Source organism: Trueperella sp. LYQ141, assembly GCF_046599555.1.
Lineage (GTDB): Bacteria > Actinomycetota > Actinomycetes > Actinomycetales > Actinomycetaceae > Trueperella.
On sequence record NZ_JBKIWQ010000007.1, the window covers coordinates 144594 to 159007 of the forward strand.

Consider the following 14414-nt stretch of genomic DNA (forward strand, 5'->3'; position numbering starts at 1 on the left):
ATAAATGACCGATGGAAGTGGAGTGCAACGTGAATTCACAGACGGATCATCACGATATGCTCAACGGATACACCACCGAGATGGTGGATCCGCGGTTCACAGAGCTCGACCTGCTCTCCACATACGAAATGGTCCAGGCAATGAATGAGGCGGAACAAGAAGTGCCTCGGGCGGTAGCCCGTGCCGGGCGCGAGATTAGCCAGGCAATCGATGCAATTGCGCCACGGGTGCGAAGTGGCGGGCGTATGTTTTACGTCGGGGCTGGAACCCCAGGGAGATTAGGAGTGCTTGATGCTTCGGAATGTCCGCCAACTTTTTCGACCCAGCCGCACGTGGTACAAGGAATTATCGCCGGTGGATTCTCCGCATTAACTCATGCAATTGAAGGTGCGGAAGACGATGAACAAGCGGGTCGGCAGGATTTAGTCGAACGCGCAGTCAATCACACGGATGTAGTGATTGGGATTACCGCCTCAGGGCGCACCCCTTATGTGTTAGCGGCTGTGGAATACGCCCGAGAATGTGGCGCGCTTACCGTGGGAATCTCCTCAAATATCGATGCGGAATTATCCCGTCTTGTTGACCATCCAATCGAAGTAGTTGTTGGCCCAGAAATAATTTCTGGTTCTACCCGACTCAAAGCTGGATCGGCGCAAAAGCAAGTTCTCAATATGATCTCAACCCTGACAATGGTCAAACTTGGCAAAACCTACGGCAATTTAATGGTGGACGTCGCGGCATCTAATGAAAAGCTCCGCGCGCGGGCACAAAATCTTGTTATGCGCATTACTGGCGTGGGGCGCGAGCAGGCTATTCGCGCTTTGGAGTCAAGCGGTGGTGACGTGAAAACGGCGGTGGTGTGCATTGTGCGCGGGGTTGATCCGCGTCGCGCTCGCGAGCTCCTGGTGCGTGCCGACGGGTTTTTGCGGTCGGCAATTTCGTCGCAGTGAGCGTCGGCATCTCGGTATGCGTCGCCGCTAGATGCGTAAGGTGTGTGGGGCGTCGGTTGTGTCGCGTGTTCTCACTCAAATACGGAGTATTTCGGTTTCTTTCTATGTCAAGATTATGTGGAATTATGCATACACATTGTGCCGGCGTTGCGTCTCTACGTAGGCAGGAGATGCTGTTTTCCTATCAACATGCTTGACGGATGAGCCGCGCGTAAAAACTCCTGCCCTTTGTGTTGTGTGCGGATGAGCTGGGATGTTAATGAATACGGCTCTCTTTGTGAACAGGTGCGAAGGGTTGTGCCGATGAGTGGGCGTTCTGATGCCTGAAGAAACGAAGAGATGTCAACGGTGGTATTCATGGTGTCCGATATATGGTCCTCGCGTCCATAGAGTGGATAGGAGCGGGGAGAGTCCTTTATATTGGCAAAATCAATATCGCGACACTACTACCACGTAACGGTATTGACGGTAGGCGCCGACTGGCACGGTAGCGTGCCGCAATGTCTGAGTGAAAGGACGCCAATGGAAACGATCAATTCAGCACTTTCTACGATTAGTTCCTATCTCTATTCCTACGTCCTCATCGCTCTCTTGATTTTGGGCGGATTGTATTTCTTCATTCGCACAAAGGCCGCGCCTCTGCGGCTATTCGGTGATTCGATTAAGGTCATCGCGGAGAAGCCACATGAGGAAGAATCGCTGTCGTCATTTAAGGCACTTATGGTGTCAACGGCGTCGCGCGTCGGTACTGGCAATATCGTGGGTGTGGCAGTGGCCATCGCTATCGGTGGTCCTGGTGCCGTTTTCTGGATGTGGGTTATCGCCACTATCGGTGCAGCTTCTGCGCTGATTGAATCCGTCCTTGCCCAGATTTACAAGCGTCGGGCCGATGACGGGCACTCCTATGGAGGTCCGGCTTGGTATATCAAACATGGTCTGAAGCAAGGCTGGCTCGGTGGAGTTTTCGCCGTCGTTTTGATCCTGACGTACATGGGTGGCTTCAATATGCTGGCCTCCTACAACGTGGTCGGCTCTTTCGGTGCCTACAGCTTCTTTGAGCACTCTTGGGCGAAGTACCTCCTTGGGGCAATCTTGGCTTTGGCGATGGCGGCGTCCATCTTCGGCGGAACGCGCAAACTGGCTGACGTTACCGGCGTGCTTGTCCCCATTATGGCCATCATCTACTGTGTTGCTGCCATCATCGTCATCGGGATTAATATCGACAAAGTTCCCGACGTGTTGAGCGCTATTTTCAAGGGTGCTTTCGACTTTGAGGCGATCTTCGGTGGTTTCGCAGGATCGGCCATGATGCAAGGAATCAAGCGAGGCTTGTACTCAAACGAAGCTGGTATCGGTTCAGCGCCTAACGCCGCTGCTTCCGCGTCGGTTTCCCATCCGGTCAAGCAAGGTCTGGTGCAAATGCTCTCCGTCTTTATTGACACGATGATTATTTGTACCTTCACTGGTTTCCTGGTGCTCTTCACCGGCAAATGGGCAAACCAAGGGGAGGATCCCAGCGGTGCAGAGATTGTGCAAGGCTCTTTGCAGACGGTATTCGGCCATGCGGGCGTGTACCTGGTGACGATCTCCCTGCTGCTCTTCGGCTTTACCACGTTCTTGGGCAACTTCTACTATGCCGAGATTAATTTCCGTTACCTGCTCGGGCGCTTGCCGAAGCAGGCAGAGATCTACGCATTCCGCGCTTTGGCCTGCCTCTTGGTGTTCGTTGGTGCGTTCGCCTCTTTCGATGTGGCGTGGAATACCGCGGATATTCTCATGGGCCTGATGGCGCTCATCAACATTCCGGTTATTATCTTGCTGGGTAAGCACGCCTTGCGCGCAGTCGAGGATTACCACCGCCAGCGCAAGTCCGGTAAAGATCCACATTTTACGGCGGAATCTATCGGCATGGATACCGGCGCGTTGGATTACTGGAAGTAAATCTGGCGTAGCGTAGAAGCACATGGTGTAGAAGCAGGCGGTGGAGATACGCCGCGGATAGCCACTGTTTTCTGGGTAGCTGGAGCGCTACTCGCCGCTCATGCACAAGCGAGGGAGTCAAAGCTGTGTGAGGAACGCAGCGGAGAGGCGAGAGCGCTACTGAGAGAGCGAAGTAGTAAATCACCTGTGTGCCTGGTTTGCTGGGGTGTGAGAACAATTTTCACCCCAGCAAACCAGGCACATTACGTTTTTCTACGCCAGGGGTGCTGCCACATGTACGATTGCGAGATTAATGGGCGTTAGCCCTGGTAGGCGCGCTTTGTAGTGGCACTGAGCTGGCGGCAGCGAAAGCAGATACCCGCAGATAGGGCGCTAGTTTCGAGGCGGTCAATGGTTTCGCTCTTGCGTGAGGTGATCGCACCATTTTATTGACGGCAGATAAGTGCCGCCCCGCCTGCTCCGAGGCTAACCCCAATGAGATTAACGTAGGTATCGGCACGGTCGTAGCCGCGCCCAGGAATCCGTGCTTGCAGGTGCTCGGCGAGCAGAGCATGGAGGACGTTGCCGAGCACTGCGCGAGTGGCTTGCCTGCGGGAGGAAAAGGCACAGGCGGCGGTGAACGTCGTTGCGGCAAAGATAGTGCCGTGAACGAATTTATCGGTATGTGGTGGAGCGCAGCGCGCAATTCGTAGCAGGGTTGCGCGCAGGCTTGCCGCCAGGCTATCGGGGAGAGCTGTACCGGCAGGTGTAGCTTGCGCGGCGGAGTGATCTGCCTTTGCAGATGACGATGGGCCGCTTGCTGGTATATCTGAGGATCCCGATGGGGTAGGGGTAGATGGTGTGAGTGCGGGTGAGTCAGTAGCGGCAGGATTGGCGCTCTTGGTGGGCGGGTGAGATATGGCAGGATTGCCAGCACTACTAGGCGCGGCCGCCGTCATTCCTGACTCGTGTGCTTTCCGAGCGGGAAAAGGCATATAGAGCAGGGCTATTTGACCAGCTTGCGCACAGGCATAACCGGCTAACCACATGGAGCGACGCATGAGTATCCTTTCTTGAGCCCGAGCCCTGCGGCTTTATCTTCCTCTAGCGTGCCAGATATATCAGAAAATCTCATGGTTACAGTTAGGGTGAAGCCGGTGAGATGAGTAGAGCGCGCGAGCAGGAGCGCGTGTGAGGCGTGAAGCGGTGAGCTGAGAAGATCGTGGTGTTTATGGACGGCGCGGGTGAGGTGTGAACGGTGTCGCGAGGAACATGCGCCGGCAACACATCGCCGACGCATCAATCACCGACGACCACGCGCCGACGACCATGCCGCCGACGAACGATCGCCGCCGAGCACATTATTGCTAAGCACATTACTGCTGAACACATTATTGCCGAACGCTGACGCAATACCCTCAAGCAACGATTATTACCTACTGCCGCCTACACCTGGCCAGATGCGATAGAGAATAGAGAGCGCCGGCAAGGCTCACATGCACACCGACAGCAGGCACGTAGCTACCCAGCGCGCCCTGACGCCCCCTGACGCCTCTTGCCCAGTAGCACCCGCCTGGCAGTGCGCCCCAACGACGCGCACTCAACAGCGCGTACCCAGCTATATTTTGTGTAACAGCGTTTATGAATATGCGTTATAACAGCGCACATCCGCCAACGGGGTAGCCAAAGCGAAAACCCGCAATACGAGCCGCAGCGCCAATGCCCCTTAGACCACTACGCCACGACCTCGCCCGACCACTACGCCACTACATGCCGCGCTACATCGCAACAGCCCAACCGTTCAGCCTTTGCCACAGGCCAGCGTTGGAATACCACTATTTCGCAGTATCGCTGCAATGTATTGCAAAACCGTAGCTATCAGTTTCCGGTATCGGTAACCGCCACGGCATAGCGGCGAATTACCGCGCGCGCATCGACGCCTTTCGCGGTTGGCTCCCCAGGCTTTGGATGAGACTGCGAGAAATGCGAGGAATCCAGCCACTGCTGGAACGCATCTTCGTCACGCCAACGGGTGATGACGAGCCACCGATCATCGGCAGGTTCCGTCGGACGGCACAACTCAAAACCTTCAAAGCCATCGAAATCAGAAAGCCGACGAGAATTCTCAGCAAACTTTTCGGCGACGCGCTCGGCACGCTCAGCAGGAACAGTAATTTCATTGGTCACAATAATGCTCATAGGGCGAGTCTAATCTGCGCGTGAGCGCCTCGGGCAGAAAAACCACAGCTTCTACCCCAGGGTTGCCCTCACCTCGTTATCGTCGGGATATTCCCCACCTGCGCTTGCCCGCAAAACGGCGGCACAGAAGAAAAGCGCAGCTAAGAACCGGCAAGAGCGCGTGACAGCGCACAACACGAACAGAGCACACGACGCCTCATCGCAGCAGCACTATCGGTACACCGTGCCAGCACAGCAGATGCACAGCGTTCCGGTGTGAAACACAAGTTCGAAACCCCAAGTCGTATTAAGGGGCAGGTATTATCATTTTTTCTTACAATGAAGCTATGACAGCAGCAAGTGACCAGCGCCCAATCAACGGTGAATTCTCCGAATACTCCGACGTGATTGACGCACATATCGTGGCCACCGTCAGTGAGATCGTTGCACGGCGTACTGCACCCATCGTCGCCCAGCAGCCCATTGCGGTATTTTGTGCCCCGCCAGAGTATCAACCATTAGCACTCGCCCGGGCGGTGATGCGCAATCTATACCAAGACGATCCGCGTATCTATCGGCTATCGCAATCACACCCAGATATGCTCGTCGCAGCCATGCATGATGGCCCACTGATCCTGGTATGCGATACGCTCTGCCAGAAATCAGAAAACCCCGCCGACCCTAGCCAAAAAACTGAGAAAGCCTCGGCTTCCGATAGCTCTCATCCGGCAATGTCTCTCGAAGATGCCTACCGCGTCCTCAATACCCAATCCTTACAGCCGCAACTGCAAGTCATCCTCGTCGTGCCCTCCGATAGCGGATTACCGGAAACAGATATTCGCCTGTCATGGGCGATGACGATCGGGCATCGAGATATGACGATGCTCCCCAGCGAACTCGGTGAAATATCGGCCTTAGCACACGCCGACGATGGGGTGCGCTACGCCATTTTGCGTTCCACGGGCGGTGTAATGGCATTCGTTGCGGCTCTGCTCCAGGATGACCTCGCTGGCGAGCGGCGCGGTGAGATGGTGTCGTCAACAAATCTTGTTGTTCCGGCGGCAACCTCCATGCGAGTATGCCGACAGATTAGCTGTGATGAACCTGCGCCGACGGTTGCCGTCATCGCACAAGGGTGGGCTGAACGGGTATTGCCACTGTTCCTCGCTGATGAGCTGCGGTTTTTGTACCTGTGGCTGGGGCGAGTTTCTACCCAATCTTCAACCCTGATCGCCAGCCAGATCTACCAGCGTGAGGTAAACACCGAGCAGATCCAACAGGTCTATCGCGGTAGCGTATTTACGGAAGTCAGCTCGAATACCTTTGCCGTCCCGTACTTCCTCTGTAAGGAATTGCAACGGCAATTCATGCACGAAAATCCCCACGAGTGCTCCCATTGGGAACGAAAGGTTTTGGCGGCTCTCAACCATCCGCAGTTGAGTGCGCTGGAGAGCGTTCGCGTGCTGACCACCCTGCATGCCTGGTCTGAGCTGGAACGTGTGATTCGCACTAGCGCATACGTCCTTATTGCCTTATCAGATGGGGAGCGGCGCTGGCTGAGTGTGTTGTGGCCAGAGCACGTCCCCTCGCAGTTGCAGTGCATTAACCAGGCGCGAAGCATTATCGAACAGTCAACTGAAGCGGAACAGCAAAACGGGCAATACTATACAGATGTTCCTCCGCTTGTGCGCTTACTCAGTATCGCCAACCCGCCGGTGCCATCCTTAGCAGCAGAAGCTAAACAGCAGTTGAAAGCGGTTTTTTCCGCGAAAGCGAACCGAGGGCTGGCTGCGGTGAGTGTGCATCTAGAAAAGCGTTACGAATGGTTGGATTATGACGCGATTGTGACCAAGATGCGCCCGCGCCATCCTGACGACATCATCTTGTACATCATGTTGTTGGTGTATTCCGCAGTATCAGCAGTATCTGTTGGGAATATGGCGATTGCGCAAAAATATGCGCGCACGGCGCTGCGAGTCCATGATCTCGATGTGCTCGGTGGAGAGTTGCAGGCGGAGGCTGGTCTGCTCATTCATTCCTTAGCTGCTTTTGTTGCTGTTGAAGCGGGGGCAATTGACGTCGCGCAAAGTTATTCGCAAAGTGGCTGGCGTAAATTTACTGCGTATATGAATCCGGGTCAGCAGACGCGGCGTTTGATTGAGATTGCCCAGCATGAGATCGCCTGTGCGAACGGGACTGTTTCTCATGATCCGGCTGTTCATCCTGAGGCTGTGGAGACGACGTTTTCTGCGCAGGCGATGTGTGCTGAAGCGACCCGTCTGGCTTTGGTTTTTGGCATGAACACTGCCTGGGAGTATCTGACGATGTGCCGCACTTACGTCACGTGGTCAACTGCTCCATCCTGGATTTGGTGGCCGATTGACTATATGCGTGCCATTGTGGCGTGCCGGATTGGGCGCATCGCGGTTGCCGAATCCATTGTGGAACGCTACGAGATGCCTGCCGAGGTGGAATTGGTTTTGCAGGCAGTTATCGCTGAAGCAAAAGGGCAAGCTGAGGTGGCCCACGATCTTGCACAGACGTTGATCTCTCTCGATAATCTGCCGCGCCGCTGGAGTTTTGTGGCGTTGGGCGTCATGATCGGGACGAACCCGGCCGCTGATGATAAACAAAAACTTCAGGCGTTAATGGGGGCAGTGAATTGGGATACCTCGCTCAGTAGCGTGTGTATGTTCTCTGATGTGGCAAAGGAGCGCGTCTCGTCCGCCATCCAACCCTCAGTGCGGGAAGATCTCGTCGGGCTATCGGGCGTGAAAACGGATGGTATTTCGAAGAAGGTGGAGTTGACTGCGCGGCAGCGGGAGGTTCTGGCGTTATTGGATTCTTCCGATACGCTTGCGGATATTGCGGCTGGGCAATATGTTTCCGTGGAGACGATTCGCTCAACGGTTAAGGGGATTTACCGTAAGCTCGGGGTTCACGATCGGCGTTCGGCTGTGGCGATGGGGCGCTTGATGCACCTGATTGACGCGGTGTGAGCCGGTGCAGGTTGGCTCAGTGTTAGCCGGTGGCAGAGTGGCTCGGTTTGCTTTCTCTCGCTGGCGCTGGTTGCGGGTAGAGGTGTTATTTCCTGCCTATCCGTTAGTGGGCGCTGATATATCTGGGATCAGTGGGATACGCTGACGAGCGTCTGGATTGCTGGTGTTGGATCGGTAAAAGGGTATGTGCTCATGCGCGGGCAATGTTCGTTGGTTTCGCGTGAGGTATGGCAACGGTTTTGCGGGTGTGAATGTGGAATTAGCAGGCGCGCTAATTATGTAGCTATGTTGGTGTTGATGCCAGCTAATGGCGGTGCACTACTGTGCTAGTACTGGCGCTTGCTGCTGCTGGTAGCTCGTTTTGACCGTCAGTATGCATACTCGTCAAGGCCCGGAGCTGTAACTGCGCGGTGATACCGGGCTGAGTGCCGATCGGTTTCAGGCACGCAATAACGTGACTTATGGGGTGCTTTTGGGTGAATCGGCGGGTGAAGTTCGGGTGATTTTTACGTGTGAACCGTCGGGTAAAGATGGGGCGCTGTGGGTAGGTTCTGGCAAATAATGCCACCTTTTACTGGGTCTACCTGGCAAAAGGCGCTATATTGCTGTGTTTGCACACGCATATATGGGTAGAAAACGGTGAGGGTGATCGCGGGTGATCTCTTGATTTATATGGGATAACTGCCGAATTATTTTCTATCTTCGATCTCCCCCCCCCCGAGAAAGCCCTCATGGGGACGGGCGGTATGAAAGCCAAAAAATGGCTGCTACCACGTCAAATGCTCTCTTGATACGCTCAAGGTGTCGCAGGCAGTGGACCTGGGGAACGCCGAATTCTCACGTTCACCACCCGACACCGGAGATGCAACTTCTACGAAGAATTCTGCGAAGAACGACTCGATGATGTTTCACCACACGGCGATGTCAGCATGAGGATGAGCACGGGAGGGATGTTATGACGGCATTTAAGCAGTCTCTCACGTGCCTATCCACTCCTAATACTCTGCAACGTCTAATCACATCATGCAGCACATCGCGTAGCTGGTTGGATCGCGTCAGTTGTGGCGACTCTAGCGTTGAGAGGAGCGCTAGGGCGTCTGTACTCACCACTAATATGTCTGGATCGCGCACGCTCACCAGCACGATCTGGGACATCCCTCAAGATGGGATTCCGGTTGGATCAACAGCTCCTACTGGATCGGTCGGAATGCCATCATTCCGTGTGGTCGTGAATACGACATGACGGGATTCGCTCTGCTTATCGGTGATGATGAGGAGAGCACATCCCGCGCTGTGCGCCAAATTCAACGCAATTATATTTGGCGCACAGCTCACGGGCAGCCGACGGACCCCGAGCGGGGCTCGACTGGTGTGCCAGGGCTATGGGTGTATCTGGGTATAGGCTCTACAGCAACCACGCAATTGTGTGGGGAAGTCTCAGATATTCGCAGGTCATTGGTGCTGATCGCGTGGTTGGATAGTTTTTGCGATGGAGGCCAGTTGTTCCGCTTGGGGCCTCGGCGTATTTACCCCCTGATATAGCTGATGAGGCGTGAGCCGGTAAGCTATTTTTGGATAGCTGTTTGTGGTTGGTCTGGTTGCTGTTTTGATTTAGGGGTCTGGCTATTGTTTTATGCCCGATGATTGCGGGTTTTGTGATTGCTATGAAGATTCCCGCCTACTATCTGGGTATCGGGGAGTTCGGTTAGAAAGCGTTTTCTCGAAACTGTGCACGATAGCCGTTTGCCTGATAATGCGCCTACTCTTGTGGGTAGCATTTTGATTGTGGCTGGGTCTGATAGCTTATACCCCCTCCCTAGTCGCAGCCCCTATTCCTACCAGAAAATTGGGCACGTGGCGGGGATAAGTGTCAGCAGATAGACATATCTGCGCTTCTGATGGCAAAAGACCGGCGAGTATAATTCTTCGGGGCGCATAGCGTGACATCGGCTCAATACTATGCCTCGGCGTAACTGATTTTGCCGAATCCGGCAGATAGTGGCTAATGCTCGGGGTAACTCCGCCGTAAACTCGCACGAAGCCCCTTTTCCGTGATACTGGCAAGGACGAAACACAATGGCAAAATCCTATGCAACACAAGCAACGAAACCGCAGAAGGCATCCCCGCTTCCGCCTCCTAGCCCGACGTGGTATCCGGCGGCAATGGGTACGGGAATCTTAGGTACGCTCCTGCAGATTCACCATGAGTATGTGCCTGGCGCTCAGATTGTTGCTCGGATCGCCCTCATCGTGGGGTGGCTGGTGTTGACGTCACTGACAGCGGGCTTCCTCATTCGGATTGCTCGCTCCCGCAAGGCCTTGTGGTCAACGTTCCGCGATTCGAACCAGTGCGCGATGTGGGGAACCGTCTCAATGGGCTTTTTAGCGGTCGGCTCTGCCACCGCCACGGTAGTGCCGGCATGGTTTACGTCCTTGACCCACCTGGCTTGGAGCGTCAACGTAGTGCTGTGGATTATCGGCACGACGATTGGCGTTGTGGCCGCCCTGCTATTTGCTATGCGGCTCGTCGGCAGTGATTTAGGTGCGCCGACGACGGTATGGGGATTAGCGGTTGTCGGTCCAATGGTTTCTTCCACGACGGGGGCGGCTCTCGTTCCACATATCGGCAATGCCGAGGCGCGAGTGTGGCTCCTCGTTGGAACGGTGGCATGTTTCTTCTTGTCGCTGTGTGTGGGCACGGTGATTTTTGCGGTGGCTTATCATCATCATTGGCGAATCTCTCCAGTAGCGCTGGCTGCTTCATGTAGCTCCTGGATTCCTTTGGGTATGGTGGGTCAGTCAACGGCTGCCGCGCAGGCAATGGCTTCTCAGGCGATTACGATGGTCGATGATCCCACGGCTCATGCGGTGCAGCAAATGGCGAATCTGTACGGTTTGGGAATGTTCTGTGTGGGTGTGCCTTTGGTACTATGGGCGACGATAACCACGGTGCGAGGTTTCCTGCGTCGGATGCCATTTTCTCCTGGCTGGTGGGCACTAACCTTCCCTATCGGCACGTTATCCCTTGGCGCACATAACCTCGGTGCGGGAACTGGCGTCGGGTTCTTTACTGCGCTGGGCGTCATCGCGAACCTCGTTTTGTTTGGCACGGTCTGCTTCTGCCTGTGCTGTTCGCTGGTCATGATTAAGCGTCGGGGTATGGCGTTCTAGGCCGGTTTAGCGTGGGTAAGCGGCTTGCGATAAGACACAATACAAGAGCCGCGTATCGCCGATATTGCTGTGCATACAGCTCAGCGCGATTCCGCGTGGCTTGATAACGGCTAATCAGGAGTTCAATGCTGCTCTCAGGTCAGTGATACCCGATTGTTAGGTGCCTGGGAGGTAGTTGCGGGCGGCGCGCGAGGGAAGTTGGTGCGCATATCTACGGCAGACAGCAGATATGCATCTCGCGTAAGGTTTTCCCAAGGTTTGCCTAGCGGAAAATGAAACGCGGCTTTTGTATGATGGGGCGTCGTTCATGCACGCAAATGGCTGTTATGTTCTCCGTCGGTATATAGCATCTGCATTGGAAGTACGCCATATTGAACGCGCTATCCGTATGGGAGTTACAGCCAGATATTGGCACATAGGTTCTAACGCTCAATGGGCGGCAAGGTAGACCACGGAAAATTAATCCACAGATCGGTGTGCCGCCAGGTGTAGTCCGGTTTAATAATGGAGCGCGATTTTTCGTAGATCACGGCACAGCGCGCATCAACGGGTATGCATTGCTGCCCGTCTAGCGATAATCCGCGCGTGCTGATGAGATCCATGACGAGTTGAAGGGTTTTCCCGGAATCGGCCACATCATCAACGACGAGAACCCCTTGGCCAGCGAGGGAGCTGACGTCCATAAGCGGGGGAAGTAATACGGGTTCAGGCAGTGTTTGCGCAATATCCGTATAGAATTCGACGTTCATCGTCCCGATGGCTTTGATCCCCATTGCGTAGGCGATGGCGCCAGCGGGGAGTAGCCCGCCGCGAGCGATAGCGACAACAAAATCAGGAATCCATCCGGAGGTGATAACTGTTTGAGCAAGTTCGCGCATGGCCTGCCCAAACGTCGGCCAATCTAAGGTTTCGCGAGATGGTGTTGAGGTATCGCCGAGAGCAGGATGTTCCATGGTTGTATCGTCTTTCGCGGTATGAGCGGGCGAATGGCGCGGTGATGTGCCTATGGATGTCAGTCTACCGTGAGCTGTTCGGAACTGTTGTGATAAAGGCGGCAGAATTTGGCCTGTGCGTCCACATAATCAGCGGAAATGGATATTAGGGGGGGAGGAGAGGAGCTAGTGGAAAATAATCTATTCTTCGCGAAACAGCCGGTACAATCGGCATTAACTACTCATCACGCATTTTAGAGGAGTTTACAATGAGATTTTGCCTACGAGGGAGGATTGCTGCCAGCCTTGCGGCACTGTGTGCGCTGGCAGCATGTTCGTCGTCACCAGAGGGATCTTCGAGCAGCCCAGAGTCGGAAAACGGCGCTAGCGAAACCACGAGTTCGCTGCAGAGCGCGTTTACGCACATTGACCTGGATCTGAATGCTACCTACGATTTCCCGAAACCATTTGCCGAGGCGACCACTTTCGGTTCTCCGTTGCGCGCGAGCCTGCAAGGCTTTTGGTTTTTCTACTACAGCAATATTGATATTGCGGTAGAGCATTCCCTCACCGGAAAGAAAGATCTAAAGACGCTTCCGGTTGATTTAGTAAAAGAGCGCAAAGATCCCAGCCTGGCGTGGTTCTACGATGGTGTTGATGAGGATAAGGAACCCGCGTTAGAGATTGCTAATACGGAGGACGTCACCGTCGGTGATTATGACACGGTGTATTTTGAATCGACGCCGCAGAGCATCGAGAACTTCTTGGGAGATAAATACAGCCGGACGATCATCGGTTACAACTTCATGTTTGACGGCAAGGCCGTTTCGGTATCCTCTACGTGGATCGATCCCGCCTCGATTACTGATGAGAGCCAGAAAGAGGGGATTCCCGGCAAAGACGATGTGAAAGCCGCATTGCGCCACGTGGTATTGACGATGAAGCCCTATGACGGGAAATCTAGCTTTGCGGATCTGAAATCCAATTTGCGCGACGTTATTGATGATGGCAAAACGGTTTCGGCGGATAAGTGGGGATCGAAAGTGCTGGGCGTCAATATGCCGTCGAACCACACCATTAACTTCGGTTTAGGTAATGAGCTTAGGCACGAGGAATCGTTCTTTGTGATCGGCCCAGATAAGGGGGATTACAACGGGGATCCGGCAACGATCATTGATCTGATCTTCAATCCGAAGATGATTACTGGCGTGTTGGGTGAGACGGTTCCAGCGCTATCAGAGGATCTCTTATTCGTAAACTGGGATAAGAATGAGGCTGGGCAGTGGGAGCTGAGATCGAATTACGACCGCAAGGATCTAGGCAAGGTGACGGTCAATGGTCACGATTTCAATACCTACCTGATTCAGCAGCAGTACAAGCAGCAGTCGATATCGGGCAATAGCTATTACATGGCAACGGCTGATATTGACGGAGTGCCGGTGGTGTACGTGTTCCAGCCGACGGTTGGAAGGTGGAGTGAGGATATGGGTGATCCGTTCAAGCTCCGCGATGATATGGCTGGGACGGTTGAACGTCTGGGGAAGACCTGGTTGTTAAGTGTCAATATGTATGACTCTGAGGACGCGGCATACGATCACGTCTCCTTCTTCTAAATCGGGAGACGGGCATGGGGTAGCGCCGTAGTTCGCGTGTGTGAACGGCGTGGCTGCCCTATTGCCTCCCGCTACGATTACCGAGGCGTGTACTAGCGAGTGCAAGGATACGTAATCCAGTATTTTGGTGTGCCTCCTACCTAGGTATGCGTTTAAGCGCGTAATAAGAAGTCCGGCTACCCAAGCGGTAGCCGGACTTTTCACTATATCTAGATGGTATCTTGTCTGTTCTTTTTAGTGCGGAAGTACCCTATGACCAGGAAAATTATCCCGATAATGGCAAGTGTTGCTCCGCTAGCAATAATAGGTGGGAGATGGAGAAACAGGGCAATGATCATGGACGTTAGCCCGCAGGAAAGGACTGGGACCCCTAGCCGGATAAACCAGCTCGTTCCTTTAGGATATGAGGTGCTTGTTAGCCAGTTCATAGGTTGTCACCTGCCTTATTAAAGATTTTGTACCCAATTAGATGAGGACTGGTGCGGAATGTTACTTCTACACATAGTTCTCTGTTAGTCCGGCTCCATACGTGATATAAGTGCGGTTTGCACCTCAGGAGCTGTGCGGCGATAAAAGCTCTTTTCTCATAGGCACTCCTTGCCGGCTATTTTGTGACGCGGGGCATATTAAGTCTATAGCCTGAGGAGAACT

Annotated in this window: 9 protein-coding genes; 6 read left to right on the forward strand and 3 right to left on the reverse strand. The window is 54.2% G+C overall.

Going from position 1 to position 14414, the window contains the following annotated elements:
* Positions 1-29: 29 nt before the first annotated feature.
* A complete protein-coding gene (gene murQ, locus ACLHIJ_RS06895) occupies positions 30-950 on the forward strand; it encodes an N-acetylmuramic acid 6-phosphate etherase (protein ID WP_411296846.1) in 921 nt (306 codons plus the stop codon).
* Positions 951-1472: 522 nt separating this feature from the next.
* A complete protein-coding gene (locus ACLHIJ_RS06900) occupies positions 1473-2891 on the forward strand; it encodes an alanine/glycine:cation symporter family protein (RefSeq protein WP_411296845.1) in 1419 nt (472 codons plus the stop codon).
* A gap of 425 nt (positions 2892-3316) precedes the next feature.
* On the opposite strand, the gene ACLHIJ_RS06905 is transcribed toward ACLHIJ_RS06900, so the two are convergent.
* Positions 3317-3931: a hypothetical protein gene (locus tag ACLHIJ_RS06905; RefSeq protein WP_411298788.1), complete on the reverse strand. Its 615-nt coding sequence runs from the start codon at positions 3929-3931 to the stop codon at positions 3317-3319.
* 197 nt (positions 3932-4128) lie between these two features.
* Between ACLHIJ_RS06905 and ACLHIJ_RS06910 the strand changes: the two genes are divergently transcribed.
* On the forward strand, positions 4129-4278 hold the full coding sequence (locus tag ACLHIJ_RS06910) for a hypothetical protein (protein ID WP_411298789.1): 150 nt from the start codon (positions 4129-4131) through the stop codon (positions 4276-4278).
* Between the two features lie 470 nt (positions 4279-4748).
* Here the strand turns inward: ACLHIJ_RS06910 and ACLHIJ_RS06915 are convergent, their stop codons facing one another.
* On the reverse strand, positions 4749-5069 hold the full coding sequence (locus tag ACLHIJ_RS06915; RefSeq protein WP_411296842.1) for an antibiotic biosynthesis monooxygenase family protein: 321 nt from the start codon (positions 5067-5069) through the stop codon (positions 4749-4751).
* A gap of 326 nt (positions 5070-5395) precedes the next feature.
* On the opposite strand from ACLHIJ_RS06915, the gene ACLHIJ_RS06920 reads away from it, so the two are divergent.
* Together ACLHIJ_RS06920 and ACLHIJ_RS06925 are read left to right on the forward strand one after the other, a co-directional pair.
* Positions 5396-8047 (forward strand): helix-turn-helix domain-containing protein, encoded by a 2652-nt coding sequence (locus ACLHIJ_RS06920; RefSeq protein ID WP_411298790.1) that lies wholly within the window; start codon positions 5396-5398, stop codon positions 8045-8047.
* Positions 8048-10123: 2076 nt separating this feature from the next.
* On the forward strand, positions 10124-11218 hold the full coding sequence (locus ACLHIJ_RS06925; protein WP_411298791.1) for a TDT family transporter: 1095 nt from the start codon (positions 10124-10126) through the stop codon (positions 11216-11218).
* 422 nt (positions 11219-11640) lie between these two features.
* Here ACLHIJ_RS06925 and ACLHIJ_RS06930 read toward each other — a convergent pair whose 3' ends face one another.
* Positions 11641-12171, reverse strand: coding sequence for a phosphoribosyltransferase (locus ACLHIJ_RS06930; RefSeq protein ID WP_411298792.1), 531 nt, complete (start codon positions 12169-12171; stop codon positions 11641-11643).
* Positions 12172-12419: 248 nt separating this feature from the next.
* On the opposite strand from ACLHIJ_RS06930, the gene ACLHIJ_RS06935 reads away from it, so the two are divergent.
* On the forward strand, positions 12420-13763 hold the full coding sequence (locus ACLHIJ_RS06935) for a hypothetical protein (RefSeq protein ID WP_411298793.1): 1344 nt from the start codon (positions 12420-12422) through the stop codon (positions 13761-13763).
* Positions 13764-14414: the final 651 nt, after the last annotated feature.

Coding starts and splice junctions, on each gene's coding strand:
- ACLHIJ_RS06900 (WP_411296845.1), top strand. CDS start 1,473: ATGGAAACGATCAATTCAGCACTTTCTACGATTAGTTCCTATCTCTAT.
- ACLHIJ_RS06905 (WP_411298788.1), bottom strand. CDS start 3,931: ATGCGTCGCTCCATGTGGTTAGCCGGTTATGCCTGTGCGCAAGCTGGT.
- ACLHIJ_RS06915 (WP_411296842.1), bottom strand. CDS start 5,069: ATGAGCATTATTGTGACCAATGAAATTACTGTTCCTGCTGAGCGTGCC.
- ACLHIJ_RS06920 (WP_411298790.1), top strand. CDS start 5,396: ATGACAGCAGCAAGTGACCAGCGCCCAATCAACGGTGAATTCTCCGAA.
- ACLHIJ_RS06925 (WP_411298791.1), top strand. CDS start 10,124: ATGGCAAAATCCTATGCAACACAAGCAACGAAACCGCAGAAGGCATCC.
- ACLHIJ_RS06930 (WP_411298792.1), bottom strand. CDS start 12,171: ATGGAACATCCTGCTCTCGGCGATACCTCAACACCATCTCGCGAAACC.
- ACLHIJ_RS06935 (WP_411298793.1), top strand. CDS start 12,420: ATGAGATTTTGCCTACGAGGGAGGATTGCTGCCAGCCTTGCGGCACTG.